16 protein-coding genes are annotated in these 21,077 nt (G+C 71.3%); 13 read left to right on the forward strand and 3 right to left on the reverse strand.

Going from position 1 to position 21,077, the window contains the following annotated elements:
• Positions 1–106: 106 nt before the first annotated feature.
• Both ACZ6IM_RS29745 and ACZ6IM_RS29750 read left to right on the forward strand, forming a co-directional pair.
• The gene (locus ACZ6IM_RS29745) at positions 107–766 is read left to right on the forward strand and encodes a histidine phosphatase family protein (RefSeq protein WP_052840108.1); all 660 of its coding nucleotides are present in this window, start codon (positions 107–109) and stop codon (positions 764–766) included.
• 12 nt (positions 767–778) lie between these two features.
• Positions 779–1,684, forward strand: coding sequence for an ADP-ribosylglycohydrolase family protein (locus ACZ6IM_RS29750; RefSeq protein ID WP_052840106.1), 906 nt, complete (start codon positions 779–781; stop codon positions 1,682–1,684).
• 316 nt (positions 1,685–2,000) lie between these two features.
• Here ACZ6IM_RS29750 and ACZ6IM_RS29755 read toward each other — a convergent pair whose 3' ends face one another.
• Positions 2,001–3,548: an MFS transporter gene (locus ACZ6IM_RS29755; RefSeq protein WP_052840104.1), complete on the reverse strand. Its 1,548-nt coding sequence runs from the start codon at positions 3,546–3,548 to the stop codon at positions 2,001–2,003.
• A 187-nt stretch (positions 3,549–3,735) separates the two neighbouring features.
• Between ACZ6IM_RS29755 and ACZ6IM_RS29760 the strand changes: the two genes are divergently transcribed.
• From ACZ6IM_RS29760 to ACZ6IM_RS29770, 3 genes are all read left to right on the forward strand, one after another.
• Positions 3,736–4,356, forward strand: a complete 621-nt coding sequence (locus ACZ6IM_RS29760) for a TetR/AcrR family transcriptional regulator (RefSeq protein ID WP_052840101.1) — start codon at positions 3,736–3,738, stop codon at positions 4,354–4,356.
• Between the two features lie 81 nt (positions 4,357–4,437).
• Positions 4,438–5,139 (forward strand): ribonuclease HII, encoded by a 702-nt coding sequence (locus tag ACZ6IM_RS29765; protein ID WP_469560611.1) that lies wholly within the window; start codon positions 4,438–4,440, stop codon positions 5,137–5,139.
• Between the two features lie 68 nt (positions 5,140–5,207).
• Positions 5,208–5,840, forward strand: a complete 633-nt coding sequence (locus tag ACZ6IM_RS29770; RefSeq protein ID WP_469560614.1) for a hypothetical protein — start codon at positions 5,208–5,210, stop codon at positions 5,838–5,840.
• Between the two features lie 400 nt (positions 5,841–6,240).
• Here ACZ6IM_RS29770 and ACZ6IM_RS29775 read toward each other — a convergent pair whose 3' ends face one another.
• Entirely contained in the window at positions 6,241–6,855 is a 615-nt protein-coding gene (locus ACZ6IM_RS29775) for a hypothetical protein (protein ID WP_052840097.1), read from the reverse strand.
• A gap of 288 nt (positions 6,856–7,143) precedes the next feature.
• Between ACZ6IM_RS29775 and ACZ6IM_RS29780 the strand changes: the two genes are divergently transcribed.
• The 7 genes from ACZ6IM_RS29780 (at position 7,144) to ACZ6IM_RS29810 (ending at position 18,039) form a co-directional block, all read left to right on the forward strand.
• Complete coding sequence (locus tag ACZ6IM_RS29780; protein ID WP_052840096.1) at positions 7,144–9,303, forward strand: RecQ family ATP-dependent DNA helicase; 2,160 nt, start codon at positions 7,144–7,146, stop codon at positions 9,301–9,303.
• A 107-nt stretch (positions 9,304–9,410) separates the two neighbouring features.
• Positions 9,411–10,973, forward strand: coding sequence for a DUF4192 domain-containing protein (locus ACZ6IM_RS29785; RefSeq protein WP_052840095.1), 1,563 nt, complete (start codon positions 9,411–9,413; stop codon positions 10,971–10,973).
• A gap of 204 nt (positions 10,974–11,177) precedes the next feature.
• Positions 11,178–11,936, forward strand: a complete 759-nt coding sequence (locus tag ACZ6IM_RS29790; protein WP_052840094.1) for an NUDIX hydrolase — start codon at positions 11,178–11,180, stop codon at positions 11,934–11,936.
• A gap of 55 nt (positions 11,937–11,991) precedes the next feature.
• Complete coding sequence (locus ACZ6IM_RS29795) at positions 11,992–14,004, forward strand: ABC transporter ATP-binding protein (RefSeq protein ID WP_052840093.1); 2,013 nt, start codon at positions 11,992–11,994, stop codon at positions 14,002–14,004.
• A 163-nt stretch (positions 14,005–14,167) separates the two neighbouring features.
• Positions 14,168–15,055, forward strand: a complete 888-nt coding sequence (gene whiH, locus ACZ6IM_RS29800; RefSeq protein ID WP_052840092.1) for a sporulation transcriptional regulator WhiH — start codon at positions 14,168–14,170, stop codon at positions 15,053–15,055.
• A 440-nt stretch (positions 15,056–15,495) separates the two neighbouring features.
• Positions 15,496–17,031, forward strand: a complete 1,536-nt coding sequence (locus ACZ6IM_RS29805; protein WP_052840254.1) for an RNA polymerase sigma factor — start codon at positions 15,496–15,498, stop codon at positions 17,029–17,031.
• Between the two features lie 150 nt (positions 17,032–17,181).
• Complete coding sequence (locus ACZ6IM_RS29810; RefSeq protein ID WP_052840091.1) at positions 17,182–18,039, forward strand: S1 family peptidase; 858 nt, start codon at positions 17,182–17,184, stop codon at positions 18,037–18,039.
• 111 nt (positions 18,040–18,150) lie between these two features.
• Here ACZ6IM_RS29810 and ACZ6IM_RS29815 read toward each other — a convergent pair whose 3' ends face one another.
• Positions 18,151–18,381: a DUF7455 domain-containing protein gene (locus ACZ6IM_RS29815; RefSeq protein ID WP_007445070.1), complete on the reverse strand. Its 231-nt coding sequence runs from the start codon at positions 18,379–18,381 to the stop codon at positions 18,151–18,153.
• Positions 18,382–18,821: 440 nt separating this feature from the next.
• Between ACZ6IM_RS29815 and ACZ6IM_RS29820 the strand changes: the two genes are divergently transcribed.
• A complete protein-coding gene (locus ACZ6IM_RS29820) occupies positions 18,822–20,945 on the forward strand; it encodes a DNA gyrase/topoisomerase IV subunit B (RefSeq protein WP_052840090.1) in 2,124 nt (707 codons plus the stop codon).
• Positions 20,946–21,077 lie beyond the last annotated feature (132 nt).

A 21,077-nucleotide genomic window follows, 5' to 3' on the forward strand; every position in this document is an offset into this window, starting at 1 on the left:
GACCCGGACCCGCCCCGACTCGCCCAGGTGTGGAAACTGTGTGACGTACGCCGTACGGGGCCCGTACGAGTGCTTGGTTCCGGCGGTCTCGATCTAGGGTTCTGGCATGGCACGACCACGGCGCATCGTTCTTGTCCGGCACGGCGAGTCGACCGGCAACGTCGATGACACCGTGTACGAGCGCGAACCCGACCACGCGCTCGCCCTCACCGACCGGGGCCGGGCGCAGGCCGAGGAGACCGGGAAGCGCCTGCGCGAGGTGTTCGGCCGCGACCGGATCAGCGTGTACGTCTCCCCGTACCGCCGCACCCACGAGACCCTCCGCGCCTTCCGCCTCGACCCGGATCTCATACGGATACGCGAGGAGCCCCGGCTGCGCGAGCAGGACTGGGGCAACTGGCAGGACCGCGACGACGTGCGCCTGCAGAAGGCCTACCGCGACGCCTACGGGCACTTCTTCTACCGCTTCGCCCAGGGAGAGTCCGGCGCCGACGTGTACGACCGGGTCGGCGGCTTCCTGGAGAGCCTGTTCCGCAGCTTCGAGGACCCCGACCACCCGCCGAACGTGCTGCTGGTGACGCACGGGCTCGCCATGCGGCTGTTCTGCATGAGGTGGTTCCACTGGACGGTCGCGGAGTTCGAGTCGCTGGCCAACCCGGGGAACGCCGAGATGCGGATGCTCGTTCTCGGTGAGGACGGCAGGTACACCCTTGACCGGCCCTTCGAACGCTGGCGAGATCCGGAACCGTACGGGATCACCGGATAGAGTGGCAGGGCGATGACCGCTCATTCTTCTCCTGACGGGCGCCTGGACCGGGCCCTGGCCAGCCTGCGCGGACTGTCGGTGGGGGACGCGCTGGGCTCGCAGTTCTTCGTTCCCGCGAACTATCCGCTGCTCATGCGCCGCGAGCTGCCGCCCGGCACCTGGCAGTGGACGGACGACACCGAAATGGCGTGTTCCGTGGTGTCCGTCCTGGCCGCCCACCACCGCATCGACCAGGACGCCCTGGCGCTCTCCTTCGCCCGGCACCACGACTTCGACCGGGGGTACGGTCCCGCGGTCAACCGGTTGCTCCGGCTGGTCCGGGAAGGCGGCGACTGGCGCGAGCTCGCCGCGGCGCTGTTCAACGGGCAGGGCTCCTGGGGCAACGGCGCCGCCATGCGCGTCGCGCCGCTCGGTGCCTGGTACGCGGACGATCCGGAGCAGGCGACGCACCAGGCGGAGATCTCGGCCTACCCGACCCACCAGCACCGTGAGGCGGTGGTCGGCGCCATGGCCGTCGCGGCGGCCGCGGCGCTGGCCGCCGATGCGGCCGGTCCGCCCTCCGCGCACGCGCTCCTCGACGGTGTGATCGCGTTGGTGCCGAAGAGCGCGGTGGGCGCCGGACTGCGCCGCGCCCGGGACATGCTCGACTACGGCGACGCGACGACCGTGGCGGCGGTCCTGGGCTGTGGCCGGCGTACGACCGCGCATGACACGGTCCCCTTCGCCCTCTGGTCCGCGGCCCGCGCCCTCGGGGACTACGAGACCGCGTTCTGGACGACCGCCCAGGTCGGCGGGGACGTGGACACGACCTGCGCCATCGTGGGCGGAGTGATCGCGGCCGGCAAGGCGGGGGCGCCCCCGGCCGAGTGGGCGGGGCGCGTCGAGGCGTGGCCCGCCTGGATGACGGCGTCGGCCTGACACGCCCCGCCAGGAAACTCTCCGTATGCGAAGGGAACTCTGCGTGACCGCTCGCGCGTTGTCGTGACAACCGCTGTGCGGGGCACGGGCCCCGGGCAGGTCCGGAAGGTCCGGTGGCCGTGGGGGTGGGTGGGACGTGGAAACGCTTTCGGTGTTCCTCGCGGTGCTGTCCGGCGCACTGCTGCGCCTCGTGCCGCCCCTGGCTCCGCACGCCCGGCTGACCGGCCGGGTGCCGCCGGACCGGCGGCGTGGACCCCGGCGGGCGTGTGGGACGCCCACCGGTGGCCCCACACGCCCGGCCCGGTGCCCCGAGGGGTCAGCCCATGCCCGGGCCGGCCGTGCCGGACAGGGCGTCCAGGTCGCTCTTGCGTACGCGTATCACCAGCCACGCCGTGGCCAGGGCGAGTACGGCCATGGCGGCGGCCGGGATGAAGGCGGCCGAGATGCCCTGTGCCAGCACGTCGTGCGACCAGGGCGCGGGCAGCTGATGGGTCTGGGCGAACTCCGCCTTCTGCTCCGGCGAACCCGTGGCGAGGAAGTCCGGCACCTGCTTCTCCGCCTCGTCCCTGCTGGCCGTGCCGAAGACCGTCGTCAGGATGGCGAGACCGATCGATCCGCCCACCTGCTGCATGGCGTTGAGCAGGCCCGACGCCGCACCCGCCTCGTGCTGGGCGACCCCGGAGACCGCGGTCAGCGTCAGCGTCACGAAGTTCAGCCCCATGCCGAAGCCGAAGATCAGCATCGGTCCGAGGATCCCGCCGACATAGGAGCTGTCGGAGCTGATGAGGGCCTGCCAGCCGAGCCCGAGCGCGGCGAGCGCCGAGCCTGCGATCATGAACGGCTTGGGGCCGAAGACGGGCAGGAAGCGCTGCGACAGACCCGCACCGAGCGCGATCACGACCGTGACCGGCAGGAAGGCCAGCCCGGCCTCGATGGGGGTGTAGCCGAGCACGTTCTGCACGAACAGCACGATGTAGAAGAACATGCCGAACATCGCCGCGGCCAGGCTCAGCATGATCACGTACGTGCCGGAGCGGTTGCGGTCGGCGAACATCTTGAGCGGCGTGATCGGTTCCTTGGCACGCTGCTCGACGAGGACGAAGCCCAGCAGCAGGACCGCGGCGGCCGCGAAGGAGCCGATGGTCAGGCTGTCCCGCCAGCCCTCGTCGGCGGCGCGGATGAAGCCGTAGACGAGAGACGCCATACCCGCCGTCGAGGTCACCGCACCGGCGATGTCGAAGCGGCCGGAGTGCCGTTCGGACTCGTTGATGTAGAGCGGCGCCAGCACGGCGATCAGCACACCGATCGGCACGTTGACGAAGAGCACCCAGCGCCAGTCGAGCCACTCGGTGAGCATGCCGCCCGCCAGCAGGCCGATGGCCCCGCCACCCGCGGAGACGGCGGCGAAGACGCCGAAGGCCCGGTTGCGCTCCGGCCCCTCCGGGAAGGTGGTGGTGATAAGGGCCAGCGACGTGGGCGACGCGATCGCGCCCCCCATGCCCTGCAGGACGCGCGCCGCGAGAAGCTGCCAGGGTTCCTGGGCGAAGCCGCCGAGCAGCGACGCGAAGGTGAAGAGCAGGATGCCGGTCATGAAGACCCGGCGCCTGCCGAGGATGTCACCGGCTCGGCCGCCGAGCAGGAGCAGGCCGCCGAAGGTGAGCGTGTAGGCGCTGACGACCCAGGTGAGGTCGGTGGTGCTGAAGTTGAGCGCGTTCTGGATGTGCGGAAGCGCGATGTTCACAATCGTCGCGTCGAGTACGACCATGAGTTGGCAGGCCGCGATGACGGCGAGTGCGATGCCGGGATGCCCCTCCCGGCGGGCTGCTCCCGGCTTCTGGTCTTTGAGCAGAGAAGAGGTTGTCACTATGTGTCCCCCACGAACGACTTAGTGAACGCTTGCGTTCACTGTTGCTTCAACGTTAGTGACACGGAGACAGTGAACGCAACCGTTCACTTGTCGTGTCGTCGCGCGTCCGGTCCCCCGTCGCGGTCGTGCGATGTACGCCTTGTCCCCGAATACCCGTTTTCATCGCTTTCTGGAGACCTCCGACATGGTTGCTTCGCACTGGGTGGCCGCCTCCGCCCAGACACCCTCCCGCCGGCGTGGCGCGGTCCTGGAGCGCGCCATCCTCGAAGCCGCGCTGGATCAGCTCGGCACCGTGGGCTGGAACGGCCTGACGATGGAGGGGGTGGCCGCGGGCGCGCAGACCGGCAAGGCGGCCGTCTACCGGCGCTGGCCGTCCAAGGAAGATCTCGTCGCGGACGCGCTGCGCTCCGGACTGCCGGACTTCGACACGGTCCCCGACCTCGGAAGCGTGCGCGAGGATCTGCTGGAACTCTGCCGCAGGGCGCGCGACGCGATGTACAGCCGCCCCGGGTTCGCCCTGCGTTCCGTGATTCACGAATGCGACACCATGCAGGCCGAGCGCTTCCATGCGGTGATCATCAAAGGCGTGGTCGAGCCGACCCTCAAGATGCTGTGCGAGGTCATCAAGCGCGGAATGGAGCGGGGAGAGGTCCGGCAGGACGCGGCCAACGGATACGTCTTCGACGCCATCCCGGCGATGATGATGTATCGCTCGAAGATTTGTGGAAGTGAATGGACGGACCGCGAGCTGGAGGAAATGATCGACCAGCTGATGGTCCCGCTGCTGCGGCCGGACGGCCCCTGAGCCCGGCCGGCGAGGAGCCCCGTTCCGTTCGGGCAACCGGGGTGTCGCCCGGGGATCGCGGCGGCGTAGGCTAGACGCGCCATGCCGTACGAACCACCTACTCACACCGTCGAGCGCTCTCTTCGCGCCACGACCGGAGCGAAGGTCATTGCCGGTGTCGACGAGGTGGGGCGCGGCGCGTGGGCCGGCCCGGTCACCGTCTGTGCGGCGATCACCGGACTGCGCCGACCCCCGGCCGGACTGACCGACTCCAAGCTGCTCACCATCAAGCGGCGCACCGAACTTGCCGTCGAGTTGCGGACGTGGGTCACGTCCTACGCCCTGGGACACGCCTCCCCGGAGGAGATCGACGCGCTGGGCATGACCGCCGCGCTGCGCCTGGCGGCGGTGCGTGCCCTGGAGACCCTGCCGGTCCGTCCCGACGCCGTCATCCTCGACGGCAAGCACGACTACCTCGGCGCCCCTTGGCGGGTCCGTACGGTGATCAAGGGCGATCAGTCCTGCGTCGCCGTCGCGGCGGCCTCGGTGCTCGCCAAGGTCCAGCGCGACAAAATGATGGCCGAACTGGGCGTCGACCATGCAGACTTCGGTTTTGCGGACAACGCCGGGTATCCGTCGCCCGTGCACAAGGCCGCACTGGCGGAGCGGGGCCCCACCCCGCACCACCGGTTGTCGTGGGCGTATCTTGATGTGCTGCCCCAGTGGCGGCACCTCAAGAAGGTCCGCAGTTGGGTGGACGGAAGCGTTCCGGAAATCGAGGGTCAGCTCGGATTCGATTTCTGACGGTTCCGCTCGCAGGTATGTGCCACCCGCCGACGCGAGCCGCACCAACGTTTGATAAATATCAGCTCATGCCTCTCATTCCCGAGGAGCCTCAGATTCACGAGAAGGCCCAGGGTCCCCGCGCCACTCCGGCCAGCGGCCGCACCGCGCCGACCCCCCGCCCCGTACCCGGCCCCCGTCCCGCGGCTCCGCCGCGCCCCGGCCGTCCCGGCCCGGTGCGGCCGGCACCGCCGGTGCAACGCGCGTCGCGCGACACGGCCGCGGCCCAACCCGGACCCTCGGGTCCGGCCACCCCGGCAGCCACCTCGGCCGCCCCGCAGATCCAGTTGATCCCGGCCACGCCCGACGGTGCGCTCGACGCCGCCGAAGAGGCCGTGGACCTGCTGCTGGACTCGGGTCGTACCCCCGGTGACGTGCTGGTGATCACCACCGGCGACCCCCACCCGTGGGCGGCCCACGAACTGTCCTTCGGCGATGCCGCCTACTGGGCGCAGCACGACGCGGGCGACGACGTCTTCTATGCCGACGCCGCCGTCGCGGACCGTGCCACCTCGCGGGCCGTGGTCGTGGTCGCGCTCAACGGCGGCCCCGAGGCCGCCGCTGTCACCGCCCTGACCGCGGCCCACTCGCGGGCCGGCGCCCTGCTGATCGTCTGCGGCGACCCGCAGCGGATCAACTCGGTGCTGGGCGCGGGCGTCTGAGTCCGTTCCGACGGTTGCGGCGCACGCCGGTACGACCCCGGGGCGTCTGTCCGGAGCCCCCGCCGCACGGAGGCGGCTTCGGCGTGCCCGGGTACGCCGACAACGTCGTGCCGTAGCGGATCGGGCCCGAAGGAGGGGCCGGTGGGTGCTCCGACCATAAGGACTCGGGCGAGGTGCGGCGGTACACGCGTCGCCGGATCCGGCGGGCCGGACCGGAAGGCCGGACCGGGGGGCCGGACCGGTGGCGCGCGCCGGTCGGGTCGCACCGAGTCGTCTCACCGTCCGGGTCACGGACGAGTCGGCACGCCGCGCGGGCGGGCCCGCCGTGGCCCAGTGCCGGGACCGGGATCACCGCTCGGGCAGGTCCGTCATGGCCGCCGAGCCGGGACCTCCGCGGTGCTCAGCGGGCCGCGGCGCGGCGCAGCACGTCCGAGGCGACCCCGCCGGTGCGTGGCGGCGGGGGCGGCGACTCCGCCGTGGCGAAGGGCTCCGGCTCGGACGCCGCGTTGGGCCGACGCCCGCCGCGGCCCTCGCCGAGGACCTGCCAGCCGTCCCGGGTCAGCGTGATGTACGCACCGCAGCGCAGTCCGTGCAGTGTGCAGGCGTCCCGCAGCCCCCACATCCACGCGCCGTCCTCCTGCGTCCAACGGGCGTCGCCCTCACGGCAGTAGAGCAGCACGGCGGTGCGCACCGGAGTGCGGCGTCGCAGATCGTGCGGGATGACCCGGCGCAGCTGGGAGAGCAGCGCGTTGCGGAACATCCATCCGTCGGCGGGGGAGCGACGGCTGGTGAACGAGGCGCTGGCGCGCAGTCGTTCGTCCGGGTCGAGCACGGCCACGACCGCCGTCGCCGGTTCGGGGCGGTGCCGCGAGTGCAGTCCGGTGACGACCTCGCGAGGATTGCGCAGCAGCGGTATCCCGGCGGCGGCCCACTCCGCCGGTTCGAGCATGCGAGTGGCGGAAACGGCGGACGACGAAAGCGAGGCCGCCGAGGACGGAGCGAATCCGAAGGTCACGTTCCTCCCTTCGGCTACGCGCCCACACTGCGGGCAGGGTCGGATTCGGGGAGCGCGCACCACAGCGAAGCCCTGCCGGGTCACGGAGGGGCCGTGCGGGGAGCGGACTTCAATTCTTCCTGTCGAACTGGGATGCGGCAACGAGCAATTGAGACCCGGGACCCATATCGGCTGATGTGCGCTCTATATCCCTACCCGGAGTGTCACCGGGCGACGCATGGGGCACGGCACGCGTCACGGTCCGTTCCGGATTCGCCGATTGTCAGTGGCATCGGGTTGCATGGGGGTATGGACCACGTGGAACTCCGGACCGAAGCCGACGCCGTCCTCGCCGAGCTCGTCGGTGATCGTGCCGGCTCGGCACGGCTGCGGGAGGATCAGTGGCAGGCGGTCGCGGCCCTGGTGGAGGAGCACCGGCGTGCTCTGGTGGTGCAGCGCACCGGCTGGGGCAAGTCGGCCGTGTACTTCGTCGCCACCGCCCTGCTGCGTCGGCGTGGCGCGGGGCCCACGGTGATCATCTCGCCCCTGCTGGCGCTGATGCGCAACCAGGTCGAGGCGGCCGCGCGGGCGGGGATCCGGGCGCGCACGATCAACTCGGCGAACCCGGAGGACTGGGAAGCGATCTACGGCGAGGTCGAGCGGGGTGAGACCGACGTCCTCCTGGTGAGTCCGGAGCGCCTCAATTCCGTGGACTTCCGCGATCAGGTACTGCCGAAGCTCGCGTCCACCACCGGCCTGCTCGTCGTCGACGAGGCGCACTGCATCTCCGACTGGGGCCACGACTTCCGCCCCGACTACCGCCGGCTGCGCACCATGCTGGCCGAGCTGCCGGCCGGAGTGCCGGTGCTGGCCACCACCGCGACCGCCAACGCGCGGGTCACGGCCGACGTGGCGGAGCAGGTGGGCACGGGGGGCGGGGACGCTCTGGTGCTGCGGGGGCCGCTCGACCGGGAGAGCCTGCGACTGGGGGTGCTGGAGCTCCCGGACGCGGCGCACCGGCTGGCGTGGCTGGGGGAGCGGCTGGGGGACCTGCCCGGTTCCGGGATCATCTACACGCTGACGGTCGCGGCGGCCGAGGAGGTCGCGGCGTTCCTGCGGCAGCGCGGATATCCGGTGGCCTCCTACACGGGGAAGACGGAGAACGCCGACCGGTTGCAGGCGGAGGAGGACCTGCTGGCGAACCGGGTGAAGGCGCTCGTGGCGACGTCGGCGCTGGGCATGGGCTTCGACAAGCCCGACCTGGGCTTCGTCGTGCACCTGGGGTCGCCCTCGTCCCCCATCGCGTACTACCAGCAGGTGGGGCGTGCGGGGCGTGGGGTGGACCACGCGGACGTCCTGCTGCTGCCCGGGCGGGAGGACGAGGCGATCTGGGCGTACTTCGCCTCGGTGGGCTTCCCGCCGGAGGAGCAGGTCCGGCGGACGCTGGCGGTGCTGGAGGAGGCGGGGCGGCCGATGTCGCTTCCGGCGCTCGAGCCGTTGGTGGAGCTTCGCCGTTCGCGGCTGGAGACGATGCTCAAGGTCCTGGACGTGGACGGCGCGGTCAAGCGCGTGAAGGGCGGCTGGACCGCCACGGGACAGGCCTGGGCGTACGACGCGGAGCGGTACGCGTGGGTGGCCCGACAGCGGCAGGCGGAGCAGCAGGCCATGCGGGACTACGTGGCGACCACGGGATGCCGGATGGAGTTCCTGCAGCGGCAGCTCGACGACGAGAAGGCCGCCCCCTGCGGTCGCTGCGACACCTGTGCCGGGCCCTGGCTGGACCCGGCCGTCTCCGCCGCGGCCCTCGCGGCGGCGAGGGGCGAGCTGGACCGCCCGGGCGTGGAGGTCGAGCCGCGCAAGATGTGGCCGACCGGGCTCGCCGCGGTCGGGATGGACCTCAAGGGCCGCATCCCCGCGGGTCAGCAGGCCCTCACCGGGCGGGCGCTGGGGAGGCTGTCGGACATCGGCTGGGGCAACCGTCTGCGGCCGCTCCTGACGGCGCAGGCGGCGGACGGCCCGGTTCCGGACGACGTGCTGCGCGCCGTCGTGACGGTGCTCGCCGACTGGGCCCGCTCACCGGGCGGCTGGGCCTGCGGCTCTCCCGACGCGGTGGCGCGGCCCGTGGGTGTCGTCGCCATGCCCTCCCGCACCCGCCCGCATCTGGTCGCCTCTCTGGCCGAGGGAGTGGCGCGGGTCGGCCGGCTCCCGCTGCTGGGCAGCCTCGCCCACACCCCGCACGCCGACGAGTACGCCGCCCACCGCAGCAACTCCGCCCAGCGGCTGCGCGCCCTGGCCGAGTCGTTCACCGTGCCCGGTGAACTCGCCGCGGCCCTGGCCGGCACCCCCGGCCCCGTCCTGCTCGTCGACGACTACAGCGACTCCGGCTGGACCCTGGCCGTGGGCGCACGTCTCCTGCGCCAGGCCGGTGCCGGCGAGGTGCTCCCGCTCGTCCTGGCGCTGGCCGGATAGGGCTTCGGGTCCCCGGAGTTGTCCCGGGATCGCCAAGGTGACGTGCCCCTGCCGACAGTTATCCACAGGGCAAAGCGGAACTTTCCGATCCGCGAGATCGTCGAGCCATGACGAACCACAGCGAAACGACCGGCCCCTCCGAGAACGGCGACATCTCGCAGGCCCCACGGCCGGGCCGGACTCCCCGCGCCCCGCACGAGAGCGCCGGAGACGAACACCAGGTCACCCTGCGGACCCCCGGCGAACTCGCCGACGCCCTGCCGTACCTGCTCGGATACCGCCCCGAGGACAGCATCGTCCTGGCCGCCCTGCGTGACAGGGACGGGCGGGGCCGGTTCGGCGGCCGCGCACGGCTCGGCATCCCGGCGAGCCCGGACGACTGGGCGGGAGCGGCCGGGCAACTGGTCCACGGGCTGGTGACCGGAAGCGAGCGGCGCGGAGTGCGGCCCGAGCAGATGGTCGCCTACCTCTGCCAGGAACCGGGCAGGGGTGAGACCGGCCGGGACGTGATGGAACGACTGCGGCCGCTGGCCCAGAAGCTGCGCGTCGAGTGCGGTGCCCTCGACATCCCCGTCGTCGAAGCACTGTGCATCTCGGACGGGCGCTTCTGGTCGTACTGCTGCGACGAAGAGGCCTGCTGCCCTGCCGAGGGCCTCTCCATGGGACTGCCGGGTACGTCCGTGCTGGCCGCGGCGGCCACCTACGCCGGTGTCCAGGTGCGCGGCTCCCTCAGCGAGCTGCGGGCCAGGATGCTGCCCAGGGAGGGCGCGGGCGTGATCGCGCAGGCGGCGGCCCTGGACGCGGCCGCCGTGCCGCTGGTCTCCCGGATCCTCGACGCCGAAGGCCGCGCGGAGGTGGCCGAGGAGACGCTGGAGGCGGCGGAGCGGATCATGCGACGCCTCGCCGAGGCCCCGCCCGTGTCCGGCGTTCCGGCCCAGGACCTGCGTGACGACCAGTTGCTGGGACACGACGAGGCGGCGGCGCTGATCCTGGGACTTCAGGACCGTACGACACGCGACCGCGCCGCCGCGTGGATGGAGGGCGACGCGGCCGCCCCCGCGATGCGCCTCTGGCGGGCCCTGGCCCGACGCTGCGTCGGCCCGTACGGCGAACACGCGGCCGCGCCCCTCACCCTCGCGGGCTGGGTCGCCTGGTCCACCGGTGACGAACTGGAGGCGCGGGAGGCGCTGGCCATGGCCCTCGGCGCGGATCCCGACTACCTCTTCGCCCGGCTCCTGCACCAGGCGTGCAACGAGGGCCTCGACCCCGAGTCGATCCGCCGCTGCCTGCGCGAGGGCGGGGAAGGCGGTGGAGGCGCGGGAGACGCCGCCGCGGACGACGACGCACACGGCGGCGGACCGTCCGGGGAGCCCGCCCGGGCCCCGGCGGCCTCACCGCCCGGCAGCCGGAGCCGCACTGCTTCGCTCGCCCCGCCGCCCCACGCCGTCCCCCGCCGCGTGCGGGCACAGGGCCGCGAGCCGGGCAACGGGGTCATGCGTCCCCGCACCCCTTCCGGTGCCCGCCACCCTGGGGCCGCACGGGCGGACCGGAGGCGCCCGCACACCTCGGGGACACCGGCCACGGGCCGGAGCACGGGCCGGAAGGGGACGCGTCCGGACGGGGCGGGTACGGCGGAGCACGGGAGCCAAGGAGGGAGCGAATGCCCCTGAGACGGGTGGCCGCGGCCTTGGGAAGGTACGCGGGTGCCACGGGGCGGCCACCTTGCCGACATCACCTGCCTGACCTGGTGCGACGCCCCCTCGCGCGGCCCGCGGGAACGAGCGGCGGGACGCAGGTCGGAGAGAAGCGGATCCGTCCCCCCGGTGGTTGGCGAAGGGAGTGTTTATCGTCAGGCAGACGACTATGATCGCCGCATGCCCTACGACCCGTCAGCCTTTCCCCCCTTTGCCGTCACTGTGGACCTGGTCGTGCTGACCGTGCGTCGCCACTCCCTGTGCGCGCTGGCGGTGCGCAGGGGTGAGCCTCCGTTCCAGGGCCGGTGGGCCCTGCCCGGCGGGTTCGTACGGGCCGACGAGGACCTGGCGCAGGCGGCGGCGCGGGAGCTGGCCGAGGAGACCGGGCTGTGCGTCCACGACCCGGCCGCGCCGAACCAGGACAACGGCGCCCACCTGGAGCAGCTCGCGACATACGGAGACCCAGGGCGCGACCCCCGCATGCGGGTGGTCAGCGTCGCGCACCTCGCGCTCGCCCCGGACCTCCCCGCACCGCGAGCGGGCGGTGACGCCAGCAACGCCCGCTGGGCCCCGGTCGAGGAACTGCTGGAACAGAGCGGCTACGGCCGTGCCGGCGAGGGGGCGGCCCCGCTCGCCTTCGACCACGCGCGGATTCTGGCCGACGGGGTGGAGCGAGCCCGCTCCAAGATCGAATACTCGTCCCTGGCCACCGCCTTCTGCCCGCCCGAGTTCACCGTGGGCGAGCTGCGCCGTGTCTACGAGGCGGTGTGGAGCGTGGCGCTCGATCCTCGCAACTTCCACCGGAAGGTGACGGGCACTCCGGGCTTCCTCGTCCCGACCGGCGGGACGACCACCCGCCAGGGCGGCCGTCCCGCCCAGCTCTTCCGTGCGGGCGGCGCGACCCTCCTCAACCCCCCGATGCTCCGCCCCGAGGTATGACGCCGGGCTGGTGCGATGCCCGAAAAAACGGATATCACACGCTATTCTGCTACAGGTGATCCAGGCCTTCGGACTGACCAGCAACCCTCGCAAGGAGCTTCCGCCCGCCGTCGACGACGTCTCGTTCGAGGCGCGCGCGGGCCGCGTCACCGCGCTGCTCGGAGCATCGGGCGCCGGCAAGACGACGGCACTCAGGCTCATGCTCGAACTCCAACAGGGCCGTGGTCTCACCTACTTCAGAGGCCGCCCCCTGCACCGCATCGCCCACCCCTCGCGCGAGGTGGGCGTGCTGCTGGGGGACGTGCCGGGCCACCCCGCCCGTACGGTGCGCGGCCATCTCCGCATGCTGTGCGCGGCGGCCGGCGTATCCGTCGGCCGGGCGGACGAGGTGCTGGAGTCGCTCGATCTCCTGAACCTGCGCGACGAACGCCTCGGCACCCTCTCCCGCGGCATGGACCGACGCCTCGGACTGGCCTGCGCGCTGGTCCCCGACCCGCACACCCTGATCCTCGACGACCCGGCCGGCGCACTCTCCGCCCAGGACGCCCGACGGCTGCACGGCGCCCTGCGCGCCCATGCCGCCCAGGGCGGCACGGTCCTGTTCAGCACGGCGGACCCCAAGGAGGCCGCGCGCAGCGCCGACCACGTCGTCACGCTGGAGCGGGGCAGAGTCGTCGCCGACCAGGAGGCGGCGGAGTACTCCCGTACCCGGCTGCGGCCCCGCGTCGCCGTACGCAGCCCGCACGCCGCCCGCCTCGCCGCGCTGGTGACGAAGGAGGCCCGCACGGCACGCCGCTCCGTCGAGGTGGTCCGCGAGGGCGGCAACCGGCTCGCGGTCTACGGCAGTACGTGTGCCGACATCGGTGAAACGGCTTTCCGGCACGGGATCCTCGTCCACCAACTGGCCGACGAGGTCGGTGACATGGGTCCCGGAGCCGGTGAGATCCCAGCGGCCCGGCAGCAGGAGCGACGCGAGCCGGACGGCGACCACGCTCAGGACACCGAGACGCTCAGTACGCCGCGTCCGTCGTCCGTGACGGAGCAAGGCCCAGCCGCGGACACGGCCGGGGACCCGGACGGCTCCGCACCCGGGACCGTCCTGCGCAGAACCCCCGGCCCCCGCCAAGCCCTCGTCCCCGTCCGCCACCCCGGGCCTTCCGGGCCTCCCGGGCCTCCCGGGCCCTCCGCGCCCGACGCCGCCCCGCACCCAGCACCGCGCCCGTCCAGCGGCCTCGCCTCCGGCAGGGCGACGGCCCGGGAAGCGGCCGCCACGCTTCCGCCCCCCATCTCCGTCCGCTCCGCTCCCAGCCCGCTCCGTCCACTGCGCTACGAACTCCGTCGCGCGACGGGTATCCGCACCGGGTTCGTCACCGGTGCGGTCGTGCTCCTCGTGTCCGCCGTCACCGCCGTGGTCCTCGCCCGTGTCGGACACACCCCGCAGCCGCGGCTCCTGGCCGCGTGGCCGCGGGAGCTCCCGCTGCCGCCCGCGGCGCTCGGCGCGGGGCTGCTCGGCGCCCTCGCCTTCGGTGACGAGTTCCGTCACCCCGCCCTGGCGGCGGACCGCGGCACCGTCCCCCGCCGCATGGGGCTGCTGACCGCCAAACTCCTCGTCTCCGCGGCGGCCGCACTCCTGCTGGCCGCCCTGACGGTGGGCTGCGACGCCGAGGTGCTCCGTCTCCTCTACGGTCCGGAGCTCGCGGAGGTCCCCGCGGACTGGCCCGCGCTGAGCGCCGGTTGGCTCGGGCTCGTCGTCGGGTGTGCCTGGTCCGGAGTGCTCGCCGCGGGTGTCTTCCGGTCCACCACCGCCGGGCTGGCGGCCGTGGTCGCCGTCCCGGTCGTCGTCGTACCGCTCGTACAGAAGGTCTGGGCGGGTCCGTCCGTACGGACGGCCGCCGGGTTCCCGATGCGGGTGCGCGAAGTCCTGCTGACCCAGTGGCCGTTCGGCGGTGAGCGGTACCTGGCCGAGGTTCTGCGCCTGATCGCCCAACCGGTCGGCGGTGCAATGACGTTGTCGCTGACCGCTCTGCTCTGCGCCTATCTGCTGATGACCCTGCGCAGCAGGGTTTGAGGGCGCCTGCCCCACCTTCCGTTCCGACCGTGTGCGCAACTCCCCGGGGAAAGCCCATTTCTTTCCGATAAGGCGTCAATTGCGACGGGGTGAGCGATCACCCTTTCGTGTGCTTTTCACCAAAGACCTCAAGGGAGTTGGGGCGAGCGCCGACAAAGGATGCGTGAGTACCCTTGCGCACACCATGATGACCGCCGCCCGTTCCGCCGACTCCGGCCTCGCGAACCCGGGCGAACTCGACCGCTACCCGTACGCGGAGACGCCCGCCGTCGACCGCGTCGGTGCGCCCTCCTGGGAAGGGGTGGAGCCCGAGCTGGGCCGCGTGGGCCGGCGCACCGCGGGCAACCGTGGCCGCGGACTGCACGGGCAACTCGTCCAGCAGCTTGGCCAGATGATCGTTTCCGGCGACCTGGGTGCAGACCGCCCACTGGTGCCCGAGGAGATCGGACAGCGCTTCGAGGTCTCCCGCACCGTAGTGCGTGAGTCCCTCCGCGTGCTGGAGGCGAAGGGGCTGGTCAGCGCCCGCCCCAATGTCGGTACCCGGGTGCGTCCCGTCAGTGACTGGAACCTCCTGGATCCGGACATCATCGAATGGCGTGCCTTCGGCCCGCAGCGCGACGACCAGCGCCGCGAGCTGAGCGAACTGCGCTGGACGATCGAGCCGCTCGCCGCGCGACTGGCCGCCGGGCACGGACGCGAGGACATCCAGCAGCGGCTCTCCGACATGGTCGGGATCATGGGCCACGCCATGGGGCAGGGCGACGCGCTCACCTTCTCGCGCGCCGATGCCGAGTTCCACTCCCTGCTCATCCAGATCGCGGGCAACCGCATGCTGGACCACCTCTCCGGGATCGTCTCCGCCGCCCTCCACGTCTCCGGCGGCCCGGTCACGGACTGTGACCGGCCGAACGACGTGTCGATCGCGCAGCACGGCAGGATCGTCGACGCCCTCGCCACCGGCGACGGCGCGGCGGCCGAGGCGGCCATGCGTCAACTTCTGACCGTCCACCCCGAGGTGGAACGCGTGGTGCCCGCCCCTCGCGAGCACTGAGCGCCTCCGCCGGAACGGCGCGGTCCGGGCACGCCAAACCCCTCCTGTGGCAGTGGCCGGACGCCGCCGTCACCGTCGGACCCCGCGGAACCGCTCATGGTTCCGCGGGGTCCGACGGTGTGATGAGAGGCTGAGCTCCTTGGCTGAGCTCCTTCCCGGTGTGGCCGGGACGCATGAACCGATGACCTTGTTCATCCATATTTGACCGATTTTGATCGTTTACGGGGTGTGACTCGGGCCACGCGGATTGGGCGTAACGCTCTTGGGAACAACACGATGACCTAAGAGGTGACAGCCGCGGAGGGAATACGGACGCCGTTCACGGCGCTGTGCATCTCCCGGCCCGCCCGCACCGTCGGCCCATTCCCAAGCCGGTGGTCGGCTCCTGTCCGCCGTGGACGGGGCCGGAAGCCGTTTTTCAACGTTCCGAGAGGTTGTTCGTGTCGGCCAGCACATCCCGTACGCTCCCGCCGGAGATCGCCGAGTCCGTCTCTGTCATGGCGCTCATTGAGCGGGGAAAGGCTGAGGGGCAGATCGCCGGCGATGACGTGCGTCGGGCCTTCGAAGCTGACCAGATTCCGGCCACTCAGTGGAAGAACGTACTGCGCAGCCTCAACCAGATCCTCGAGGAAGAGGGTGTGACGCTGATGGTCAGTGCCGCAGAGCCCAAGCGCACCCGCAAGAGCGTCGCAGCGAAGAGTCCCGCCAAGCGCACCGCCACGAAGACGGTCGCGGCCAAGACGGTGACCAGCAGGAAGGCGACCGCTCCCGCCGCCCCGGCGGCGCCCGCCACCGAGCCCGCCGCCGAGGAAGAAGAGACTCCCGTCAAGAAGGCGGCGGCCAAGAAGACGACCGCCAAGAAGGCGACGGCGAAGAAGGCGACCGCCAAGAAGACGGCGGCCAAGAAGACCACGGCCAAGAAGGAAGACGGCGAGCTTCTCGAGGAGGAGACGACCGAGGACCCGAAGGCCGCGACGGAGGAGCCCGAGGGCACCGAGAACGCGGGGTTCGTGCTCTCCGACGAGGACGAGGACGACGCTCCGGCCCAGCAGGTCGCCGCGGCCGGCGCCACCGCCGACCCGGTCAAGGACTACCTCAAGCAGATCGGCAAGGTCCCGCTGCTCAACGCCGAGCAGGAGGTCGAGCTCGCCAAGCGCATCGAGGCCGGTCTGTTCGCCGAGGACAAGCTGGCGAATGCCGACAAGCTCGCGCCCAAACTCAAGCGCGAGCTGGAGATCATCGCCGAGGACGGCCGCCGCGCCAAGAACCACCTGCTGGAGGCCAACCTCCGCCTGGTGGTCTCGCTGGCCAAGCGCTACACCGGCCGCGGCATGCTCTTCCTGGACCTCATCCAGGAGGGCAACCTCGGTCTGATCCGCGCCGTGGAGAAGTTCGACTACACCAAGGGCTACAAGTTCTCCACGTACGCCACCTGGTGGATCCGTCAGGCGATCACCCGCGCGATGGCCGACCAGGCCCGCACCATCCGTATCCCGGTGCACATGGTCGAGGTCATCAACAAGCTCGCGCGCGTGCAGCGCCAGATGCTCCAGGACCTGGGCCGCGAGCCCACCCCGGAGGAGCTGGCCAAGGAGCTCGACATGACCCCGGAGAAGGTCATCGAGGTCCAGAAGTACGGTCGCGAGCCCATCTCGCTGCACACCCCGCTGGGCGAGGACGGCGACAGCGAGTTCGGTGACCTCATCGAGGACTCCGAGGCGGTCGTCCCGGCCGACGCGGTCAGCTTCACCCTCCTGCAGGAGCAGCTGCACTCCGTGCTCGACACCCTGTCCGAGCGCGAGGCAGGCGTCGTCTCCATGCGCTTCGGCCTCACCGACGGTCAGCCGAAGACCCTCGACGAGATCGGCAAGGTGTACGGCGTCACGCGTGAGCGCATCCGCCAGATCGAGTCGAAGACCATGTCGAAGCTGCGGCACCCGTCGCGTTCCCAGGTGCTGCGCGACTACCTCGACTAGACCGCGGTAGTCGGTACGAGCGTCGTACGAGCGACGAGGCCCGGTTCCGCCAGGTGCGGAACCGGGCCTTCGCGCTGGGCAGCGGGTGCGCGACACGGCGTACTGGATCACTCTGGGTGTCCCATGACCACCTAGGAGTGAGGAGCCCGCATGCGTCGTCTCTTTGCCCGGACACTGGCCCGGCCGCTGGTGCTGGCGGCCGCGGCGACCGCGATACCGCTGGGGTCCGCCGCCCCCGCGGCCGCCGACAGCATCGTCGTCGGAGGATTCCCGGTAGAAGTGTCCGACAGCCCGTGGACCGTCGCCCTGTCCAGTCGTGACCGGTTCGGGGGTACGAGAGCGGGGCAGTTCTGCGGGGGAGTGGCCGTCGGCCGGACCACCGTTCTCACGGCGGCCCACTGCCTGGGGGAAGAGGTGCTCGGGTCGCCGCCGGACCAGGTGGGCGACCTGAAGATCATCGCCGGCCGCACCGACCTGCTGTCGGACCAGGGCCAGGAGATCCCCGTCCGCTCCGTGTGGGTGAATCCGGGGCACGACGACAACAGCAACGCCGGCGACTTCGCGGTGCTCACCCTCTCCGAAGCCCTTCCCGCCGGCTCGGTCGTAGGGATGGCGGCGGAAGGCGACCCCGCGTACGCGCCGGACACCGGGGCCCTGGTCTACGGCTGGGGCGACACCTCCGGAGCCGGTGACTACGCGAACGGCCTGCACGCGGCGCGTGTGCGCGTGCTCCCCGACGCGTCCTGCGAGCGGGCGTATCCGGGGAGCGACGACGGACGGTATCTCCGGAGCACCATGCTCTGCGCGGGGGAGGAGACCGGCGGCCGCGACGCCTGTCAGGGGGACAGCGGAGGACCGCTGGTCGGCCAGGGGAGGCTCATCGGCCTGGTGTCCTGGGGGAGTGGCTGCGGGCGCCCGGGCAGTCCAGGGGTCTACACGCGGGTCTCCTCGATACTGCGGACCCTGGGCTGGGACGGCGCGGCAACGGGGCAGCGCGGGGGCGTCTGACGGCCGCTGAGGGCCTCTGGAGCACGAGCACGGGCGGCCGCCTCCAAGTTCTGGAGGCGGCCGCCCGTTCATCGGCCTGTGCCGATTCGGCTCGTCGTCGGGCGCGTTGGGTCAGCGCTCTTCCTCGGCGGAAGAAGCCGGAACGGCGGTCAGCCGCTCCGTCTCGTCCTGTATCTCAGCGGCGATCTTCTTGAGTTCCGGCTCGAACTTGCGCCCGTGGTGGGCGCAGAAGAGCAGTTCTCCGCCGCTCAGCAGGACGACGCGCAGATATGCCTGGGCGCCGCAGCGGTCGCAGCGATCGGCGGCCGTCAGCGGGCTTGCGGAAGTCAGAACAGTAGTCACGTCGCCTCTTCTCTAGCTCGACGAGCTGTCGTACCAGGGTCAACATCCAACCAGCCCCAAAACGTTCCCGCTCGTGGCTTTTCCTCGAAAAAACTTTCCGAGGGGCCGGCTGTTGCCGATTGGCGGCGAATGTGCCGTATTGCGTGTCTGTGTGTCGTACGGGTTCGCGCAGTCGGTCAGTGTCGGTCCCGCCGGCTGGGTTGCCGGTTTGTTCATGAGGACGTGCCCGGAGCCTAAATGGTTCATGCCTCGAAGGGAACGTGATGTGTACTTCACCCCATCGAGGGATCGAACAGGCATGCGACCCTGGACTAGGGTGAGTGCGCGACGAGGGTGGCGTTACAACGGCTCTACCAGGCCTCGGTACCCTCTGACCGGTGAACCGAGCCACGCCCTTACCCAGCGGGGCCCCATCTGAAATTCAGCGAGGAGCGAACCGCGTGACCGCCGAGACATCCGTGCCGTCCACTGCGCTGCTGGCAGGAGCAGACCGGGACGGGTCCAACTACACCGCGCGGCACCTGCTCGTCCTCGAGGGGCTCGAGGCCGTGCGCAAGCGTCCGGGCATGTACATCGGATCCACCGACAGCCGCGGTCTGATGCACTGCCTGTGGGAGATCATCGACAACTCCGTCGACGAGGCCCTGGGCGGTTACTGCGACCACATCGAGGTGATCCTCCACGACGACGCCTCGGTGGAGGTCCGGGACAACGGCCGGGGCATCCCGGTCGACGTCGAGCCCAAGACCGGCCTGTCCGGCGTCGAGGTCGTCATGACCAAGCTGCACGCCGGCGGCAAGTTCGGCGGTGGCGCCTACGCCGCTTCCGGTGGTCTGCACGGTGTGGGCGCCTCCGTGGTGAACGCCCTGTCCGCCCGCCTGGACATCGAGGTCGACCTCGGTGGGCACACCCATGCCATCAGTTTCCGCCGGGGGGTCCCGGGCGCGTTCGCGGGAGCGGGCCCGGACGCCAAGTTCGACGCCGGGAGCGGGCTGCGCAAGACCAAGAAGATCCCCAAGAGCCGCCGCGGTACCCGTGTGCGGTACTGGGCGGACCGGCAGATCTTCCTCAGGGACGCGAAGCTCTCCCTGGACACCCTGCACCAGCGGGCCCGCCAGACCGCCTTCCTGGTGCCCGGGCTGACCATTGTGGTGCGGGACGAGTTCGGTCTCGGTGACGGCGGCAGCAAGGGCGAGGAGTCGTTCCGCTTCGACGGCGGCATCAGTGAGTTCTGCGAGTACCTGGCCAGTGACCGGCCCGTCTGCGACACCCTCCGCTTCAGCGGGCAGGGCAGCTTCAAGGAGACGGTCCCCGTGCTGGACGAGGACGGTCAGATGACACCGACGGAGGTCACCCGTGACCTGGGCGTCGACGTCGCGATGCGCTGGGGCACCGGTTACGACACCACGGTCAGGTCGTTCGTCAACATCATCGCCACGCCCAAGGGCGGCACCCACGTCGCCGGCTTCGAGCAGGCGGTGGCCAAGACGATGAACGAGGTGCTGCGCACCAAGAAGATGCTGCGCGTCGCCGAGGACGACATCGTCAAGGACGACGCCCTGGAGGGCCTGACGGCGGTCGTCACCGTCCGGCTCGCCGAGCCGCAGTTCGAGGGCCAGACCAAGGAGGTCCTCGGCACCTCGGCGGCCCGCCGGATCGTGAACAACGTGATCACCAAGGAACTGAAGGCGTTCCTGACCTCGACCAAGCGCGACGCGGCCCAGCAGGCGCGGGTGGTCATGGAGAAGGCCGTCGCCGCGGCCCGTACCCGTATCGCCGCACGCCAGCACAAGGACGCCCAGCGTCGCAAGACGGCCCTGGAGTCGTCGTCACTGCCCGCGAAGCTCGCGGACTGCCGCAGCGACGACGTCGACCGCAGTGAGCTGTTCATCGTCGAGGGCGACTCCGCGCTGGGCACGGCCAAGCTCGCCCGCAACTCCGAGTTCCAGGCGCTGCTGCCGATCCGGGGCAAGATCCTCAACGTCCAGAAGTCGTCCGTCACCGACATGCTGAAGAACGCCGAGTGCGGGGCGATCATCCAGGTCATAGGGGCGGGTTCGGGCCGCACCTTCGACATCGACGCGGCCCGCTACGGCAAGATCATCATGATGACCGACGCCGACGTGGACGGCTCCCACATCCGCACCCTGCTGCTGACCCTCTTCCACCGCTACATGCGGCCCATGGTCGAGGCCGGCCGGGTGTTCGCCGCGGTGCCCCCGCTGCACCGCATCGAGCTGGTCCAGCCGAAGAAGGGCCAGGACAAGTACGTCTACACGTACTCGGACCGTGAGCTTCGCGACAGGCTCATGGAGTTCCAGAGCAAGAACATCCGGTACAAGGACTCCATCCAGCGCTACAAGGGCCTGGGCGAGATGGACGCCGACCAGCTGGCGGAGACCACCATGGACCCGCGCCGCCGCACCCTGCGCCGGATCAACCTGACCGACCTGGACTCCGCCGAGCAGGTCTTCGACCTGCTGATGGGCAACGACGTCGCACCCCGCAAGGAGTTCATCTCCAGCTCGGCGGCGACGCTGGACCGGTCGCGCATCGACGCGTGACCACACTCAGTCGACGGACCGGGCCCGGGAGCGAGAACCGGGCCCGGTCCGCCGCATGTGCGGCCCGCGTCCCACGCCGCCGCCCGGGCCCGTCGCCGTCTCCACCCCTGGGTGGAGCGTCCCGCCGAGCGC

Source organism: Streptomyces sp. NPDC042336 (assembly GCF_055581985.1).